This is a genomic window from Acetobacterium wieringae (assembly GCF_023700225.1).
GTDB classification, from domain to species: Bacteria; Bacillota; Clostridia; order Eubacteriales; family Eubacteriaceae; genus Acetobacterium; species Acetobacterium wieringae.
On the sequence record NZ_CP097897.1, the window covers coordinates 102,399 to 121,062 of the forward strand.

Consider the following 18,664-nt stretch of genomic DNA (forward strand, 5'->3'; position numbering starts at 1 on the left):
TGGTAAAATCATTTTATCACAGAGTTTATTTACATAAAATAAATATTTTTAAATTCGGCAAAGATATGCTGACAGATTTTCATTTGGTAGGGATCGCAATGGGTCGTCACAATGAGTTTGGATAGAGAAACATAATTTACAATAAAAAGTTTACTCTTATTTAATATTTTAATGAAGAATGGGTATATTTAAAACAAGTCAAAAGATTGGAGAATGTAAAAATGGAGTTTAGAATTTTTGAGAAATTTCCCTTTAATTACGATATGGAAACCCTGGACAAAGAGCTGCACTTAAGAGGCAATGAAGCAATGTTGGATATTCTTGAGCCTATTTACGAAGTGGTGGAACAGATTGCCCGGCCCAAGGCGATTTACTTTCAAGCTGAGGTTACCGAAAAAACCGATGAATGGGTTAAAATCAACGGAGTGCCTTTTGAAAGCACACTGCTCCGGGGCTATGTCGACCAGAGCGAGCCGGTTTTTCCCTATATTGTCACGGTCGGTACGGAGCTGGATGATTATGCCAAAACTTTGAAAGACTCCATGGAGCTTTTTATGATTGATGAGGTCATGAATCTGCTGGTCAATACCGGTAAGGTCTTTGTTGCCGAGGCGGTTAAAGCTGAAGCTGGCTGGTCAGCGGCGCAGGATTACGTTCCCGGAAACGGGGAAGAATGGTCAACGGTGGAACAGAAACGACTGTTTGACATGTTTGCTGGCGAAACCGCCAAAATTGGCGTGACCCTGGGCGATAATTATTTTGTGCTACCGGGGCGATCGACGATCGGAATTTTGTCACAAAAACGCTGAATGATAGGTAATTAGTATTTTAAATGCCGTGAGCAGATGAGATCTTCATCGGTTGGCGGTGTTTTTTTAGGGCATGAACAAAAAAGAATTTTTTTAAATAATCTCGCAAGAAACAAAATTATCAGGCTATTTACATAAATCTGAAATGCTTTTATTCAATTGTTTAAACAAAACCTAAACATTAAGGGGTACAATCGTTCCACGATTAAATTTTCAAATAAATTTGCAGATAAAGGTGGAATAACCATGAATTTGGATCCCTATCACATTTTGGGGGTTCCTCACGATGCCAGTGATGAGGACGTCTCAAAAGCATATAAAAAACTGGCGAAGCAATACCATCCCGACTTGAATCCAGGTAATCCGGAAGCCGCCCGAAAAATGAGCGAGGTCAATGCGGCCTATGATCTGATCAAAAGCGGTCAGGCCAACTATGCTTATGGCAATGCTCATGGCAATGCCAGTCCCTATCAATCAGGTCATCCGGGACAAACCAGAACCTATACCTATCGATATAGCAGCAGCGATGGCCGAACCGGTCAGGCTGACCCCTTTGAAGGCTTTGATCCCTTTGAATGGATTTTTGGAGCTTTTTACAGCCAGCGGCGGAGCTTCAGTTTTGAAGCCGCCGCTGACCAGATTAATATGAACAACTACGAAGAAGCGCTTAATATTCTCAATCATATCGCGGATCGTAGCGCTAAGTGGCATTTCTATAGTGCCATTGCCAACTATGGCCTGGGTTACCGGGACGTAGCCCGGGAACATGCCCGCATGGCCGTTGAGATGGAGCCGGATAATGCCGAGTATCAAAACCTGCTGAGTCAAATGAGTGGCCGACGCAGCTGGTTTGGCAGCACCAGTCGACGCACCTCCAGTTTTTCCCCACTGGGTACGATTGTTAAGCTGTTTATTGGTTTTTATGCAATCCAGTTTTTGCTGTCGTTTTTGGGATTAATATTTTAGTATCGATGGTTAACGGATGAAGGAGACAACAAATGGAAAGTATAAAAAATAAGCTGATCCGCTTTATGACGGGCCGTTATGGTATTGATCAGCTTTATTACGCTGGCTTATTTCTGGCTTTGGGACTGATGATGATCAATATGATGGTCAATTCAACGATCCTGATGGTCATTTCAAACGGTTTGATTCTGCTGATGGTGTTACGGGGTTTTTCCCGAAATATCAGTCGCCGACGGAGTGAAAACGAACAATTCCTGAAACTGTGGAACCCCGTCAAAAAATCAGGCCGGATATTTTTGCGGCAGGATCAAAGAAATCCGGGTTCATCGGTATCGGAAATGTCCCCATTGCAGGAAGACCCTGAAACTGCCGATCAAACGGGGTAAACATATGGTTAAATGTCCGTCGTGTAAAGAATCCTTTGCGGTTCGGGTGATTGTGTAAAGAAACTAGTAGTCAAATAAAAAATCCCCCCTGAATTAGTGAGATGACTGAAAAGAGGGGGGATTTTTTTGCAGATCAGATTATCGAATTGTTTTTTGGTGAAGACGGATCATTCGGTATTAAAATTTATCGGTTTAGCAGAAAGATTCTTTAAAAAAGATTAACCACCAAAACAGATAACGTTTCCAATAGTTATTTATTTAACAATCATTGGATTTTGTGTTATAATTCAGAAAAGATGATATTTTACAAAAATCGGCCAGAGCGTGGCGACGGTCCCGGTAAACAATGGCGGTGTCGTCGAGGTCAATCTGTTTCTGAGTAAAGGTTTTGGAGGCGAATCAATGAGCAAGACATATTTAGAAAACGAAAAAGTGAAAATTCCGCAAGAGGATAGGATCAGCGAAATTAAACTCACCTGTAACAGCTGCCCCCGTCAATGTGAAATGACCTTGCTGATGGAAGGGCTTTCGGTTTTGATGGTCAAGGATGATGGCTGTAAAAAAGGAACCAAGTTTGCCTATAAGGAAATGAAAAACCGTAAAAAAACCGAATTAAAGAAAGTGGCGTATTGTTGTGAAATGGATCGGATTGAAGAAGCGGTCTGAAACAGAGCGTGGTTTGATAAAAATGAGAAAACAGTCACAGACTGTTCAGACTGTCAAAAAAGATAACCTAGTACCGACAATTGTTACATCATGTTGTCCGCATCGGAGCGGACACGGCATCGCCTGTCCGATTTCGCAGCGGACAACAGATTAACAATTGGTCGGTACGGGAGTTTATCGACAACCTCAACAGTCACAGACTGTTCATTCTGAATAAAACAATCGGGAAAACAGAAGTTTCCGGTTGTTTTATTTTTTTGTCAATTTTAACTCCTATGTGATGAAATCACAGAGAATCGGGTACAAATCTGGTAGGATGAATTACGTTAATTTATAAACAAACAAAGTCATAAATAAAAAAAGAAATCAGGTGAGAGTAATGAAAGATGTAACCTTATTTACCACCCAGACCTGCCCGCATTGCAAGACCGCAAAGGCTTTTCTCAGGCAGAATCACATTCAATTTGTTGAGAAGGACGTTAATGTTGATGTCGCGGCCCAAGAGGAAATGGCCCGCAGGGGCATTCGTGGCGTACCGACCTTTATCATCGGCGATGATGCCGTGATCGGTCTGGATCAGGCCAAGGTACTGGAACTGGTCGATCATCGGGTGGTGACATGTCCGAATTGTCAGACCAGAATGCGGGCCCCCAGTAATAAGGGCAAAATCACCATCCGCTGCCCTAAATGTAAAACCAGCTTTGAAACCAAATAATAAATAGCAAGAAGGAGATAACCCAATGAAAAAAATACTAATTGTCGGTGGTGTCGCTGGCGGTGCCACCGCAGCCGCCAGACTTCGACGTTTAAGTGAGGAAGATCAGATCATCCTGTTTGAACGGGACGAATATATCTCATTTGCCAATTGTGGATTGCCCTATTACATCGGCGATGTGATTACCGATCGTCAGAAACTGCTGGTTCAAACGGTTGGAGGGATGTCCAAACGGTTTAACCTGGATATCCGCAATTTCAGTGAGGTAACCGCCATCGATCCGGATCAAAAAACCGTGACGGTAAAAAACCATCAAACCGGTGCATCGTATACCGAGAGCTATGATAAGCTGATCCTCTCGCCGGGAGCCAAACCGATTGCGCCACCGATTCCGGGATTGGCGGAAGCAAAAAATATCCTGACGCTGCGCAACATTCCTGATACCGACAAAATTAAGGCGGTGGTCGACAGCGGCCAGGTTAGCCGGGCCGTGGTCATTGGCGGCGGTTTTATCGGTGTTGAAATGGCTGAAAACCTCCAGGAATTGGGAATCAATGTGACTTTAGTGGAAAAAATGAACCAGGTCTTAAAACCGCTGGATTTTGAAATGGCCCAGCTGGTTCATCAGGAAATCAATGCCAATGGCGTTAATCTGATTCTCGAAGATGGGGTTGATCATTTCCAGAACGAGGGCCATGAAGTGGTGCTCGAAAGCGACCAGGTGCTTAAAGCCGATCTGGTTATTCTGGCGATTGGGGTGGTGCCGGAAAATGCCCTGGCCAAACAGGCTAACCTGAAAGTGGGGCCCCGGGGACATATCGTCACGACCCCCAATTATGAGGTCTTTATCGGCGAAAATGATGCCGTCAATCCCGATATTTTTGCCATCGGCGATGCCGTGGAAGTGGTCGATTTTGTCAGCAAAACGCCGACTGCCATTCCCTTGGCCTGGCCGGCTAATCGTCAGGGACGGTTGGTAGCCGATTATATCAACGGCAAAAAAATCGCCAATGTCGGGATTCAGGGAACGGCCGTGGCCAAGGTGTTTAATCAGACCATTGCCGCCACCGGCAATAATGCTGCCCTGCTGGATCTCAAAAAAATCCCCTATCAGGTGGTAGTGGCTCACCGCAGCAACCATGCCGGGTACTATCCCAATGCCACCAATATTGCCTTAAAACTGCTGTATGACCCGCAAACCCTGAAAATTCTTGGCGCCCAGGCGGTTGGCCAGGAGGGCACTGAAAAGCGGATCGATGTGATTGCCACGGCGATGAAATTGGGTGCCACGGTACTGGATCTGCAGGACTTTGAACTTTCTTACGCGCCGCCGTTCTCATCGGCGAAAGATCCGGTGAATATTCTGGGCTATATCGCCGAGAATATTATCGATGGCGTTTATCAAACCGTTCAGTGGCATGAAATTGACCAGATTATCGCAGCTGGCGGATTTCTACTGGACGTCCGCTCACCGATGGAAGTCCGGGCAGGTGGGATTAAGGGTGCCGTGAATATTGAGCTGGATAGTCTTCGGGATCGGATTGGTGAAATTCCAATCGCCAAAGATGCCCCGATTTATGTAAGCTGTCAGGTGGGACAACGGGCGTATCTGGCGATCCGGATTCTTAAGGGCCATGGTTTTACCAATATTTACAATCTGGCTGGCGGCTACAGTACCTATAAAACCGCCCATTATCAATTGGCCGCACTTCAGTTTGAGACGACTGCAAACTAAGTTTAAAAAAGACGGTTGCAGAAGTAGCCGATAAAATTAATAATTTCACAACAAAACCCTCAACAATTCTCGGTTGTTGAGGGTTTTATTTATAAGTTCTTTTTTAATTTTTTCAGTTTTGTGTAAGTGGTTTCCGGTAAGATACCGATAATCGTCTCGCAAAACGCCAGCCCGGCCAGCCCACCGAGGATAAAGTGCAGGGCCGGTACTTCTGGGAACAGGTTATTGGTGAACAAATTGACGAGATTAAATAGGGCAAATAGTATAAGTCCGATTTTTAGTTCTTTTCGCATGGTTGCTTTCATATTAAAAACTCCCTTTCTTTTTATTGATGGTTTTGCTAATTTTTATCCGGGAATAAACCAGAACCGGCAAGTCGGCCAGCATCAGCAGGCCAAAGCTGCGAACGCTCCAATCTGGCAGGGGCAGGATCAGCCAGTTAACGACCATGACGCCCAGACAGACAATCAGGATCGTGATAGTCACTGGAAACAAACGATTATTTTTCATCATCGTCCCCCCTTCACATGGTTTTCATACAATAAAGCTTGACCACGGCACTGACTGACAGTTGGGTAGCTACAGCAATGATCAGGGTATAAAAAACGGTGATATTAATGTACCCGGCAATAATAGCGGCAATAATCAGCAACACTGAGGTGACAGCAATCAGCGGCATCCCCGCTTTGCTGCGGATGGCTTTCATGCGTTCGTCATGTTCTTTATTGTATAATAGCTTCAGTTTGGTCTCGTCCTTAATCGTCAGGCTCAGCTTGATGATGTCAATCACCGAGAGTACCAGAATGCTGACAATCAGACCAAACTGGAATCCTGCCACAAAACCGTCAGAATGGGTAGCTGTTGAGATATCTGCGGTAATGATTGAGTAAATGCTATAAGCCCCCAAGACCAGGGCCAACAAGGCCATTCCTGAAGAAATGGTAATTCTTCGTTTAACCGTTCTTTTAAATTTTTCCATGATCCTGCCTCCTAAAATTCATTTTCTTCTGAAAAGTCAAAAACTTCTTCAATGGTCAGCCCGAAAAAACGGGCAATTTTATAGGCCAATACCAGCGAAGCCGTATATTTACCCACTTCAATGGAGGTAATGGTCTGTCGGGTTGTGCCCACCGCCAGGGCCAGTTCTTCCTGGGAGAGTTTTCGTTCTTTTCGTAATTCTTTGATTCGTGTTTTCATATGACACCTTCTAATAATCTGCATAGCATACTTTGCATTTTTAGTATAGTTTGCTTTGCATAAAATGTCAAGCAAACTTTGCAAAAAAGAAATGGCCAGAATTGTAGACTTAGAATAGTGCTGATGATACAAAATAAAAGGCGGTCTTTCAATAAAAAAACAGCCGTTATCCATATAGCCGTCACATAATCCGCCTATAATAAAAAAAGCGAGGCGGGCACCTTAAAATGATCAAGAGATTCTCATTTACTACAAAGTCTATCCCTGATTATGTGAGAATATTGCCGATATAAAAACGCCTCATAAAGTCTAACAGAAAAAGAGAGGAAAGAATTCAATGAAAAGATTAAAGAGGATGATACCATTTTTATTAGTGATAATGGTATTTTTGGGCGGTTGTAGTTCAAATTCACAGACGACAACGGCTGAAAGCACCGCCGAGGCAGTTACTGAAACGACTGCTGTTTTAAGCGCCGTGGTGTCACCAACATCAACGGTTGTTGTCGATCCGGAATTTACCGATCGTGACCTGGAAACAAGCTATGATGACGCCACTGCGGTTCAGGTCACTCTGGATGGCAGCACTATTCAGGTAACCGGAGACGGTGCCACGGCCAGTAATGGGGTTCTGACGATTACCAAAGAAGGGACCTATGTGGTCACCGGTAATCTGTCTGATGGACAGATTGTTGTGGCTGCCGCCGATACCGATAAGATTCAGATTGTGCTAAATGGTGCGACCATCAATTGTGCCGACAATGCCCCAATCTATGTGAAAAGCGCCAATAAGGTGTTTATTACCCTGGCAGCCAACACCGTCAATACCTTAACCGATGGTAGCGCCTACGTCCAGACCGATGATAATACGGTCGATGGGGTGATTTTCAGCAAGGCTGATCTGACTCTCAATGGCGAAGGGACCCTGAATATAACCGCAAATTATAAAGATGCCATTGTTTCAAAGGATGATCTGGTGATTACTGGCGGTACTTACACGATCAATGCGGCCAAAAATGGTCTGAGTGCCAAAGATGCGGTAAAAATCAAAGATGGCACGATCACCATCACTGCACCAAACGGGAAAGCGATCACCTCCCAAAATGATGAAGATGCAACCAAAGGTTATGTTTATATCGCTGGCGGAACCATCAAAATCACAAATAGTAACGAAGGGATCGAAGGCACTGCCATTGTGGTGGAAGGTGGTACCATCGATCTGATTTCCAAAGATGATGGTTTTAATGCCGCCAGTCCCGGGGCAGCCGAGACTGAATCCGGTGGCCGAGGCGCCGGTATGGAGGCAGACAGCAATGCCTATCTGTCAATTGCCGGTGGCACCATTTTTGTCAATGCCTCCGGGGATGGCTTGGACAGCAACGGCAATGTCTATATCTCAGGTGGTACAGTAGAAGTCAGCGGCCCGACCAATAATGGCAATGGAGCCCTTGATTATAACGGCACTGCTGATGTCAGTGGCGGAACGGTTGTGATTGCCGGTAGCACTGGAATGGCTCAGTCGTTTTCCGAAACCTCGACCCAAGCATCCCTGCTTTACAATCTGACCTCGAGTTGTGCAGCCGGGACAGAAATAAAACTGACCGATGCCAGTGGCAAAACGGTGGTTTCCTATACGCCGGATAAAACCTATCAATCGGTCGTGATCAGCACGCCGGATCTGGTGCAGGGCTCAACCTATACCCTGATCTGCGGCAGTCAGACCGTCGAAATCCCCCTGACCGGGATGGTCACCAGTAATGGACAGACAGGCATGGGCGGACCGGGCCAGGGTCAACCCCAGGGCGGTCAAAAACCGCAATAGTGGTACAGCCTGCTTGATAAAGAACCGCAAATCAGGAAAAAGCATGTCCTTCTCATCAAAGGGCATGCTTTTTTATTTAGTTTGGTGAAAATGATTAAATCAGTGGGAATGAAGGAAAAATGAAATTTAGGCCCTTCGCCAAAAGGTCACCGTAACAGGAACGGATCGTTCCATAAACTATTTTTATCCTGGCACCGGGGTAATTTGCCATTTTGACACCACTTTTTGCTGCTAATCGGGTGCGGTCGGTCAGAACTGCATCCGTTATAAACTTCGGGTTTGTTAGATAAATATACAGTTTAGCATTGGCAAAAAGATTGCTATCGGCGTTTTCCATGGGCTTCCGGGAATTGATGAGTCATCAAAAATGACTTCAAACATCCATTTGGGTTTGCGTAACACCCCCGGTTTGTTTTTAATTGGGAGGTTTATCTGTTAAATGATCCTGCAGGTTGATATGTTGGCGAGATCAAAAACGGCGACCCCTTCCAGGCGAAGGGCTATCTTTTGGCGATAGCCAGAGATAGCTTATTAAAGAATGGCTTATTTTTGCAGCCACGAATTATATCATTTTAGAAAATTGATTATGTTAATCACAGTGCCAGTCGCTCTGGACTGGCATAGACATAGCCTTTGTTGCCTCTGACATAGCCTAATAAGGTCATATTATATTGTTTGGCCAGCCGGATGGCAGCGGTGGTTGGGGTCGACCGGGAAACCAGAATCGGGGTTCCCAGGCGGACCGCCTTGGTCATAATCTCTGACGAAATCCGTCCGCTGACAAATAGAATACTTTCTGACGCCAAGTCAAGGCGGCCAGCTTTTAATAGAATCCCGATGATCTTATCAAAACAATTATGACGGCCAATATCTTCGTTTAAAATCTGATAGTCGGGGTGATAAAATAACACACTGTGAACCCCGCCGACCTCCATAAATATTTTAGACGATGTTAAAAAGTCATTCATCACCTGCAAAATGGTATTCAACGAAAAGGTTTTTTCGGTTTCAATCGAACAATACTGGCTTTGTTTCAGGGGATTAATATAGGTATAACACTTGCCGCAGCCAGAGGTAATGCTGCGCAAGCTTTCCTGTCGATTAATCAGAATATCCTTTTTTAGGGTGATAATCACCGCAAACAGCATGTCGTTATAGCTGATCGATTCAACATCAGAATAGGTGTTGATCACCCCTTCACTATACAAAAATCCCAAAGCCAGTTCTTCCGGACACTGATTCAAACATAAGAGCGAGACCAGTTCTTCACCGTTGACCATAACTTTTAATGAAATTTCGGTAATCACCTTTTTGGTGGTTTCTGTTAATTTGCAAACTTGATCGACTTTACTGATTTCTAATATTTCATAGTTTTCATAGATAAGATCTTCCATGTTTCTCCCTACTGCAACTGCTCTTAAACAGCACGTCATTATTTATAAAACAACCCGCCATTGCCCAATTTGGCCAAATCACTGGTGGTGATGTCCAGATCGGCCAACAGCCGGGGGAACAGCAAATCAAAACTGAATCGGTCATTATAAATGCCGCATCCTGGGACGCCGACGATTTGGACATCATCGATTTTGGCGGTAACCAGCATTGAACCCGGCAACACCGGTACCCCATAAAGCAGGTCTTTGGCCCCAGCGTTAATAATTGCTTCCAGCGTCATATCATCAGGATCAACAGATAGTCCGGCAGTGGTAATAATTAAATCAGCCCCGGATTGAATCATCTGATGAATTTTGTCACTGATGGTGGCAACGTTATCCGGTGCCATTTCTCGGGCCACCACCTCACAGCCATAGGCTTCCACCTTGGCCTGCATGATCTCGGTATACTTGTCTTCAACCAGGTTTTCAAAAACTTCGGTGCCAGTGATTAAAATACCAACTTTGGCTTTCTTCAGGGGATGGACAGCAAAGACAGTTTCCTTTTTCAGGCAGTTTAGGGCTTTTAAATAGTCTGTATGTGAAATATATAAGGGAATGGCCCGGGTAGCGGCTACCACCTCGCCCTTTTTAACCACTGTATAATTGGGTAGGGTCGCACAAATAACCCCAGGGGATTCATTAAACAGCTGGAGCTGGGCTTCGTCGGCGACAAAGATCCCATCGCTTTCGGCGACCAGATTGATCCGGCCTTCTTTGGGGATCGGGTTATAATTCATATTTAACCCGCACATCTGGTCTGCAAAAGCCAGAGCGGCCTCATCTTCGTGGACATAACCTTTGACAAAAGGATTATGCTCGGCCACAAATAGATTATTTTTTCCCAGTTCCCGGAGCATCTGGACATTTTCGGTGGTGATTTCATGGCCTTTTTTAAATGCCACCCCTTTTTCTTTTTTATAAATAATGCGGGTCACATCGTGAAGTAAATGCATCCCCACTGATTCGGCAACCGGAGTTTTGGTTAATAATACTTCTGTTGGATTATTAGCCGGATCATCCGCCGTTTGATCAGCTTGAATTAAATCGTAGGGTAAATCGCTGGCGCAGCCCCGACAGATGCTGCCGTGTTTCGCCGGATAGGTTTCATTGCAAATGGGGCAGGTGGTGGTTTTGCCCATTTTTTCTTTTTTCAGGTAGTTTTGATGGACTTTTGCCGGTGTCATGCTAAAAACTGAAGTACCGGCTTGACGCATTTGGGTAAACAGTAAGTCAGAATCCTGATCGTGTTTGGGTTTGAGTTTTAAAAACCAGGTATGGATCTCGCCCCATTTTTCAAGTTCGCTTTTATCAATGGTAATGCGGATGCCGACACCGGTGTACTTGTCATAAAAGATCGCCGCATAGCGGCCGTGATCCAGGACTTTTAGCCAGCCATTGCCAATTGAGCAGGGGGTCAGCAGCTGAATGGCATCCGGTAAACAGGTTTTTGTTTCGCAGATGACATCATAGAAACCTTCTTTAGGAAGATTTTCCATGGCCAGATTGACCATAAAGCCCCCCAGCAGGATACCCGGTGCCACCGTGCCATGAAAAGCCTTAATTTTTTGGGTATAGTCATCATAAGTTAATTCGCCAAATTTCATTTTTCACCTCTAAAATATGTAATATCTCAATCTATCAAATAAATTTATATTTATTTCTAAAAAGCATTGGCTAAATAACAATGCTTTTTAGAAATAGTAATAGTTAGTGCAGATGTTAAAAAAGGGGGTGTTAAAGTCAGAACTCTAAGATAATGTAGTACCGACAATTGTTACATCATGTTGTACGCATCGGAGCGGACACGGCAACGCCTGTCCGAGTCCGTAGCGAACAACAGATTAACAATTGGTCGGTACGGGAGCTCACCGAAAACCTGATGGTATTGGGTGTAACACTCCCGTTAATAAGCTATTGTTTATTGAATTTTTTCTATCGCAACAGCGCAGGCTTTGTATTCAGGGGTTTTTGTGATGGTATCACCAGACCGGGTGGTTAACCAGTTGGCATTATTTTCAAAGTAATGCATGGCCATCCAGACAAGTCCTTCCGGAATCCGTTCTGACACCTGGGCTTTAACTTTTACCGTTCCACGACGGGATTTGACAACAATCATTTCGCCATGTTCGATTCCCAGCCTCGCTGCATCCACTTCGGAAATATCAGCATATTCTTCAGGCAACAATTCATTAAGACCTTCACAGCGACCGGTTTGAGTCCGGGTGTGGTAGTGGTACAGACGTCGACCGGTACTTAAGGTGAAAGGATAGTCAGCATCTGGCACTTCCGCCGGTGGGGTCCAGTCAAGGGCCATTAAATGACCTTTGCCATGGGTGAAATTACCGTCTAAATGAAGGATCTGGGTGCCGGGATCTTCTGGCGTTTTACAAGGCCATTGAATTCCACCCTGATCAAGTTTGTCGAAGGTCGCTCCGGCAAAGACGGGCGCAAGTGGGGCAATTTCATTATCCCATAATTCCTGTCCGCTGTCGGCTTCCCAGGTCTGGCCAAAACGTTTGGCGATTTCCCGGAAGATCCACCAGTTTGGTTTGGCAATACCGGGTGCTTCTTTGACTTTGCGAACCCGACTGATGCGGCGTTCACAGTTGGTGAAAGTACCTTCATCCTCACTCCAGGCAGCCGCTGGTAAAACAACATCGGCATATTGGGTGGTTTCGGTCTGGAAGATATCATTACAGACCACAAATTCAGCGGCTTCCAGGCATTTGATAACGTGGGAAATATCCGGTTCGGTTCCGACAACATTTTCACCAAAGATGTAGATCGCTTTCATTTCTTTGGTTTCCAGTTTTTCAAACATATCGGGAATCATCAGACCCAGTGTGTCCGGCAGGCCTTCGACATTCCAGGCCTGTTCGAATTTTGCTTTAGCAGCAGGATCGGTAACGCTCTGGTAGCCATGGTAGGTGTTTGGCAGCGCTCCCATATCGCAGGCACCCTGAACATTGTTCTGGCCTCGCAATGGGTTGACACCGGTATTTGGTTTCCCCACATTGCCCAGCAGCATCTGCAGATTGGCAACGGACATAACATTATTGGTTCCGCAGGTATGTTCGGTGATACCCAGGGTGTAGATGGCCATACCCGGTTTATTGTCAGCCAGCATATGGGCAATACTGATAATCTGCTCTTCGGACACACCGCTGATTTCAGAGGCCCGTTTTGGAGGGTATTCCAGCACTTTTTCTTTTAATGCATCAAAATTATCACAGTGATCCTGGACAAAGTCTTTGTCATATAAATCTTCGGTGATTAATACATTCATCAAACCGTTGAGGAAGGCCACATCGGAACCGACTTTAATCTGGGCAAATTCATCAGCATAGTCAGCCAGTTTGGCTTTTCGGGGATCAACCACAATCAGTTTAGCGCCATTACGCTGACCATTTTTAACAAAGGTTGAGGCAATCGGATGGGCTTCTGTCATATTGCTGCCGATGACAAAGAGGCAATTGGTGTCGGCGAATTCTTCAATCGAGTTGGTCATCCCACCGGTACCGAAGGATTTAATTAAACCGGCAACCGTTGGAGCATGACAGACCCGGGCACAATGATCGATATTGGGGGATTTAAAGGCAGCCCGAAATAGTTTTTGCATCTGGTAGGAATCTTCGTTGATGCTGCGGGCGCAACTGATGCCGCCCACGGCATCGGGACCATCAGCAGCAATAATTTCTTTGAATTTATTGGCAACCAGATCCAGTGCTTCGTCCCAGGACGCTTCCCGGAATTTACCGTTTTCTTTAATCAGTGGTGAAGTCAATCGTTCAGGGGAATAGATAAAGTCATAACCATAGCGACCTTTAACGCAGAGACGGCCTTTGTTGGGATAAGCATCTTCGACGCCGGTTACTTTAACGATCTTGTCACCTTTTACGTGCAGGTTCAGCTGACAGCCAACACCGCAGTAGGGGCAGGTGGTACGGACTTTTTTAACTTCCCAGGAGCGGGCTTTGCCAATCGATTTTTTATCAGTTAAAGCACCGACCGGACAGGCTTGAACACATTGGCCACATTGCACACAGGATGAGGATCCCATGTCAATATTGTTATCGCAGATCACCGTGGTATCGCTGCCTCTAAAACCAAGTGATAAAACGTCGTTGCAGACAATATCATTACAGGCGGTCACACAGCGGCGGCAGAGGATACATTTGCGGTTATCGCGAACAATCATCACGGAAGAATCGTCCACGGTTGGTTTTTCGATGCTTTCCATGATAAATGGTGGCGCTTCGATGCCCAACTCATAGGCAATGCTCTGCAGGCTGCACTCGCCGCTTTTTTCGCAGGATAAACAATTGTGTTCACCGTTGGATAAGAGCAGATTGACGATGTTGCGACGGGCACTGAGGACACTTTCGGTAGCCGTGTTGACGACCATCCCATCAGCGACTTTGCCGGCACAGGCCGGAATCAGGGTTCTGGCACCGACTACCTCAACCACGCAAATTCGACAGGAAAAAGAATCATGGATGCCATCCATGTGACAGAGGGTGGGAATATGAATGCCGTTATCAGTTGCCACTTGCAGAATGGTTTGATCTGCTTCGGCTTGACATAGTTTATTATTAATTGTTACTGTAATCATTACTAACCTCCTTAATTCAATTCTTATTATTTTTTGATTGCTTCAAACGGACATTTTTCAAAACAGACACCACACTTGACACACACAGTCGGGTCGATGACAAAGGGGATTTTTTCTTTTTTGTTACCGCTAATGGCGTTAACTGGACAGTTTTTCGCACAAAGTCCGCAGCTCTTACAGTTATCTTCGATGATTTCATAGGATAATAACGCCTTACAGGAGCCAGCCGGACATTTTTTATCGCGGATATGGGCTTCATACTCATCCCGGAAATAATGCAGGGTACTTAAAACCGGGTTAGGAGCAGTTTGCCCCAGGGCGCACAAAGAAGATGCTTTGATATCCCGGGCCAGAGTTTCCAGTTCGTCAATATCACTCATGACACCTTTACCCTTGGTAATCTTTTCCAGAATATCTTTCATGCGTCGGGTTCCTAAGCGGCAGGGGGTACATTTTCCGCAGGATTCATCAACAGTAAATTCCAGGAAGAATTTGGCGATATCAACCATACAGGTGTCTTCATCCATAACAATCAGCCCACCGGAGCCCATCATCGCACCCAATTCGATTAACGATTCATAATCGATGGGGGTATCAATATGGCTGGCCGGAATACATCCACCAGAAGGTCCACCAGTTTGTGCGGCTTTAAATTGCTTGCCGCCAGGGATACCACCGCCGATTTCATAAACAACTTCCCGCAGGGTCGTGCCCATGGGGATTTCCACTAAACCAGTGTTATTGATTTTGCCACCAACGGCAAATACCTTGGTACCCTTGCTTCTTTCAGTACCCATGCTGGCAAACCAGTCGGCACCTTTTAATAAGATAACCGGAATATTGGCAAATGTTTCAACATTGTTCAGGATGGTCGGCTTTTGCCACAGTCCTTTAACCGCTGGGAATGGCGGTCGAACCCGTGGCTCGCCACGTTTGCCTTCAATGGAAGTCATCAGGGCGGTTTCTTCGCCACAGACGAATGCGCCAGCACCCAAGCGGATTTCCAGATCAAATTTAAAACCGGTATCTAAAATATTATCGCCTAATAAGCCATATTCACGGGCCTGATCAATGGCAATTTGCAGACGATGAACCGCAATCGGATATTCGGCCCGGACATAGACAAAACCATGAGTGGCACCGATGGCGTAGCCAGCAATGGTCATCGCTTCAATAACTGAGTGGGGATCGCCCTCTAAAACACTTCGATCCATAAAAGCCCCGGGATCGCCTTCATCGGCGTTACAGCAGACGTATTTTTCATCGTTAATCTGCTGGGCTGCAAAATCCCATTTAGTACCGGTGGGGAATCCAGCCGCCGCGGGACCTCGCAGACCAGAATCTTTGATGGTCTGGATAACCTCGCCAGGAGACATTTCAGTCAGGGCTTTGGTCAACGCCTTATAACCATCAAAGGCAATGTATTCATCAATTTCTTCAGGATTAATCCGGCCGCAATTTCTCAGGGCAACTCGTAATTGTTTTTTGAAGAAACTGGATTTTTCAATATCTTGTTCGTCTTCCTGAACCTGGCTGCTGGCTTCCAGCAAGCGGGTCACCAGACGGCCTTTTAAAAGATGTTCTTCGACGATTTCAGGGACATCTTTCACATCCACCCGGCAGTACATCGTACCTTCCGGGTAAATAACCATAATTGGGCCTTCTTCACACAGCCCAAAGCAGCCGGTTTGAACAACCTTCACTTCAGCATCAAGTTGATTTTTAACCAGCTTTTCATTTAATTCAGTCATTATTGCTTCAGAATTTGAAGAGGTACAACCTGTACCACCACAAACTAAAACATGGGAACGAAACAATTGCATGTAGTTTTCCTCCTCGTAAAATTTATATTATTGATTTTCTTTTAGGGTGTATTCTGAGCAAACCTTGCCGTTGGCCAGATGCTCCAAAACAACTTTGGCAACCTTTTCGGGTGTCATATTTACGTAGGTAACCTTATGACCTTCTTTATCGATGATATCAACAAGCGGTTCTAAACTGCAAACACCAATACAACCGGTAGCAGTGACCGTCACATTATGGATATCACGTTTTTGGGTTTCGGTTAGAAAAGCTTGCATGACTGGACGAGCGCCAGCGGCAATCCCACAGGTCGCCATGCCCACAACCACTCGGATTGAATCATTGTCAGTACGCATGCCCACTTCTTTTAACGTTTTTTCTCTGATGGCCTCTAGTTCGGCAATGGTTTTCATAGGACACTTCCTCCTTCAGTTTTACAGCCTTCAATAATTTCGGGAATATCGTCTTTAGTCAGACGACCAAAAACTTTTCCATTAATGGTCAAAACTGGTGCCAAGCCACAGGCACCCAAACAGCGACAGTCTTCAAGGGTAAATTCACCATCCTCGGTTGTTTCACCGACCCCAATTGCCAGAGTTTCTTTTAACTTGTCCAAAATCGGGCCAGAGCCTTTGACGTAACAGGCTGTTCCCATACAGATGGAAATCTTGTGCTTGCCCTTTGGATTCAAAGAAAAGAATGAGTAAAATGAAATTACCCCAAACACCTCTGAAATAGGGACATTCATTTCTTTGGCAATGGTTTCTTGGGCTTCTACTGGTAAATAGCCATATAGTTCCTGGACCTCATGTAAGATCGGGATTAGTGCTCCCTTTGAATTCTTGTGCTTGGCAACGATGTCGGTAACTAAATGAGTTCGTTCATCTTTTTCCATGCAACCACGTGCATTTGCGTTCATAAAACCGCCTCCTTAAAGTTTTTTGTTTAATGAATTATAAAAATTCAAAAAAATAAACTCTAATCTGTGGAGATTAGAGTTTAAAACTAATGTAAAGGATTGCATGCCGGGCAATCCAAATAAAACAGCAAAATACAAATATTAGGAGTTACAGAATACAAATATTTTGCCCTTTTATTTTATAGTTTCTCCTTTCCACAATGGGAGGCATTACCGTTTCCAGTAATACCCTACGGATCAATGGTTCATAGATCGCAAAACAACGCAAACCCTTAGACTCCATTGATTTGGAGTAAATTCAATATTTGGTCACATTATACATGGGTACATATTCTTTGTCTAGCAAAGGATAACACGGAAAATATCGTAAAAATATAATATGTACGAAAATAAGAAAATAATACGAGGACTTTTTTGCGTCAGAAAGATTTTAGAATTGCTCAAAAAATGGTCGTAAATATGGGTTTTTAAATAAAAATATGCCAAAATAAGATTGAGTACGATCATTTTTGGAGATTGGTGATTTTCGTGATCAGCTAGAATCTCAAATCGGCGAGGCGCTTACAAGAGCTATAGACACGAAAACAGAAAAGCTTTAAAATCGATATTAATGAAATAAAGTGCAATGAGTTATTTTACTCGTTTTTTTTCCTAATTTTAGAATTCCAGAATTTAGAGGAAAATTTTTCCAGATTTCGAAGAACTGCAAATGATAATTTAATTTTTTTACACGGACTAATAAAATTTTTTAAACTTCCCATTTTTGAATCCCAAATTCTTCAAAGTGGAGGATGACGAACGGACACAAAACAAGATGGTCGAAAATTAAATTAAATAGTCGGAATAGATTTCACCTGAGAAAAGAGAGCGACACCCATAATTATTAAAGGTTGAAATAGTATTTTAAAGCCATTTGTCAGATAATGATCAGGAAATAAAAAGCTGTTTGTTACATAACAAACAATATTTTGGCGAAAAATATCGTTATCGATGAATTTAAGTAATCCAAATAATTCCTTGTTAAACATTTGACAAAAAAAGTGCTTTAATTTTAATTGCAAATTCATGCTACATTCGATATAGTTATTTATAGTTACGTTTTATATTGTATTACTTTGAATGAAATGTTATTGTCATTTTGTTGCTGTGAGATTGTTAATTTTAAGCCAAAGTACAAAAAAATCCTGATGGGGTAAAATTTCAATGGTTTTGGGGTGACGGCGATGTTATTTCTGATAAAAAATTTGACAGTTACGGACATCGAGTTTATAATTCAAAAGTTAAAAAGGCGAACGATAACATCGTTAAATAAATAATTAACAATGTTTAAATTTTGATATTTTGTTAAGTTTCTTTTGTCTGACAATTAACAAACAAATTATTGTTGGAGATAAAAAAATTCTCGATAGGTAATCATAATTATGAATGATGGTGTAAAATTTAGTAATCACTGCCTCCAATAAATGCGGAAAGTTTCAACAAATACCCTGATATTATGTCGCTTTTTAAGCAATATAACTTAAGAAACTTTAAGTAAAGTCGAAAAATACATAAAAATTAGGGTATTTTTGAATGAAATCACACGTACTGGGAATAAGATT

General features: G+C 43.9%; 16 protein-coding genes, 1 pseudogene and 1 riboswitch. Of the genes and pseudogenes, 7 read left to right on the forward strand and 10 right to left on the reverse strand.

The window, feature by feature from the left end; genetic code table 11:
• Positions 1–221: 221 nt before the first annotated feature.
• The 6 genes from CHL1_RS00540 (at position 222) to CHL1_RS00565 (ending at position 5,277) form a co-directional block, all read left to right on the forward strand.
• Positions 222–809 carry a hypothetical protein gene (locus CHL1_RS00540; protein ID WP_228877987.1) on the forward strand — a complete coding sequence of 196 codons (588 nt, stop codon included), beginning with the start codon at positions 222–224 and terminating at the stop codon, positions 807–809.
• A 246-nt stretch (positions 810–1,055) separates the two neighbouring features.
• The gene (locus tag CHL1_RS00545; RefSeq protein ID WP_250934332.1) at positions 1,056–1,775 is read left to right on the forward strand and encodes a DnaJ domain-containing protein; all 720 of its coding nucleotides are present in this window, start codon (positions 1,056–1,058) and stop codon (positions 1,773–1,775) included.
• 32 nt (positions 1,776–1,807) lie between these two features.
• Positions 1,808–2,161, forward strand: coding sequence for a hypothetical protein (locus CHL1_RS00550; protein ID WP_250934333.1), 354 nt, complete (start codon positions 1,808–1,810; stop codon positions 2,159–2,161).
• 402 nt (positions 2,162–2,563) lie between these two features.
• Entirely contained in the window at positions 2,564–2,827 is a 264-nt protein-coding gene (locus CHL1_RS00555; RefSeq protein WP_228877984.1) for a hypothetical protein, read from the forward strand.
• A 379-nt stretch (positions 2,828–3,206) separates the two neighbouring features.
• Positions 3,207–3,542, forward strand: coding sequence for a glutaredoxin domain-containing protein (locus CHL1_RS00560; RefSeq protein ID WP_070371712.1), 336 nt, complete (start codon positions 3,207–3,209; stop codon positions 3,540–3,542).
• A gap of 25 nt (positions 3,543–3,567) precedes the next feature.
• Entirely contained in the window at positions 3,568–5,277 is a 1,710-nt protein-coding gene (locus tag CHL1_RS00565) for an FAD-dependent oxidoreductase (RefSeq protein WP_250934334.1), read from the forward strand.
• An 89-nt stretch (positions 5,278–5,366) separates the two neighbouring features.
• Here CHL1_RS00565 and CHL1_RS00570 read toward each other — a convergent pair whose 3' ends face one another.
• From CHL1_RS00570 to CHL1_RS00585, 4 genes are read right to left on the reverse strand one after another with little or no spacing between them, the layout of a single operon-like run.
• Positions 5,367–5,582 carry a hypothetical protein gene (locus tag CHL1_RS00570; protein WP_070371710.1) on the reverse strand — a complete coding sequence of 72 codons (216 nt, stop codon included), beginning with the start codon at positions 5,580–5,582 and terminating at the stop codon, positions 5,367–5,369.
• 1 nt (position 5,583) lies between these two features.
• A complete protein-coding gene (locus CHL1_RS00575; protein WP_250934335.1) occupies positions 5,584–5,790 on the reverse strand; it encodes a hypothetical protein in 207 nt (68 codons plus the stop codon).
• Positions 5,791–5,800: 10 nt separating this feature from the next.
• Positions 5,801–6,256 (reverse strand): hypothetical protein, encoded by a 456-nt coding sequence (locus tag CHL1_RS00580; RefSeq protein WP_070371708.1) that lies wholly within the window; start codon positions 6,254–6,256, stop codon positions 5,801–5,803.
• Positions 6,257–6,267: 11 nt separating this feature from the next.
• Positions 6,268–6,474, reverse strand: a complete 207-nt coding sequence (locus CHL1_RS00585) for a helix-turn-helix transcriptional regulator (protein WP_070371764.1) — start codon at positions 6,472–6,474, stop codon at positions 6,268–6,270.
• A 337-nt stretch (positions 6,475–6,811) separates the two neighbouring features.
• Here CHL1_RS00585 and CHL1_RS00590 point away from each other — a divergent pair, with 337 nt between their 5' ends.
• The gene (locus CHL1_RS00590; RefSeq protein WP_250934336.1) at positions 6,812–8,293 is read left to right on the forward strand and encodes a carbohydrate-binding domain-containing protein; all 1,482 of its coding nucleotides are present in this window, start codon (positions 6,812–6,814) and stop codon (positions 8,291–8,293) included.
• A 593-nt stretch (positions 8,294–8,886) separates the two neighbouring features.
• On the opposite strand, the gene fdhD is transcribed toward CHL1_RS00590, so the two are convergent.
• The 6 genes and pseudogenes from fdhD to CHL1_RS00620 all read right to left on the reverse strand — a co-directional run bounded on the left by fdhD (position 8,887) and on the right by CHL1_RS00620 (position 17,063).
• Complete coding sequence (gene fdhD / locus CHL1_RS00595) at positions 8,887–9,687, reverse strand: formate dehydrogenase accessory sulfurtransferase FdhD (RefSeq protein WP_250934337.1); 801 nt, start codon at positions 9,685–9,687, stop codon at positions 8,887–8,889.
• A gap of 38 nt (positions 9,688–9,725) precedes the next feature.
• Positions 9,726–11,333, reverse strand: coding sequence for an FmdE family protein (locus tag CHL1_RS00600; protein WP_250934338.1), 1,608 nt, complete (start codon positions 11,331–11,333; stop codon positions 9,726–9,728).
• Positions 11,334–11,647: 314 nt separating this feature from the next.
• Positions 11,648–14,341, reverse strand: coding sequence for a formate dehydrogenase subunit alpha (gene fdhF, locus CHL1_RS00605; protein ID WP_250934339.1), 2,694 nt, complete (start codon positions 14,339–14,341; stop codon positions 11,648–11,650).
• Positions 14,342–14,367: 26 nt separating this feature from the next.
• Positions 14,368–16,176 (reverse strand): annotated as a pseudogene (nuoF, locus tag CHL1_RS00610) (NADH-quinone oxidoreductase subunit NuoF); the annotation flags it as partial.
• Positions 16,177–16,191: 15 nt separating this feature from the next.
• Positions 16,192–16,557 (reverse strand): (2Fe-2S) ferredoxin domain-containing protein, encoded by a 366-nt coding sequence (locus CHL1_RS00615; protein WP_228877964.1) that lies wholly within the window; start codon positions 16,555–16,557, stop codon positions 16,192–16,194.
• Positions 16,554–17,063: an NADH-quinone oxidoreductase subunit NuoE family protein gene (locus CHL1_RS00620; protein WP_070371700.1), complete on the reverse strand. Its 510-nt coding sequence runs from the start codon at positions 17,061–17,063 to the stop codon at positions 16,554–16,556. The genes CHL1_RS00615 and CHL1_RS00620 overlap by 4 nt, the downstream gene beginning before the upstream one ends.
• A gap of 172 nt (positions 17,064–17,235) precedes the next feature.
• Positions 17,236–17,368, reverse strand: a riboswitch (molybdenum cofactor riboswitch).
• Between the last annotated feature and the right edge of the window lie 1,296 nt (positions 17,369–18,664).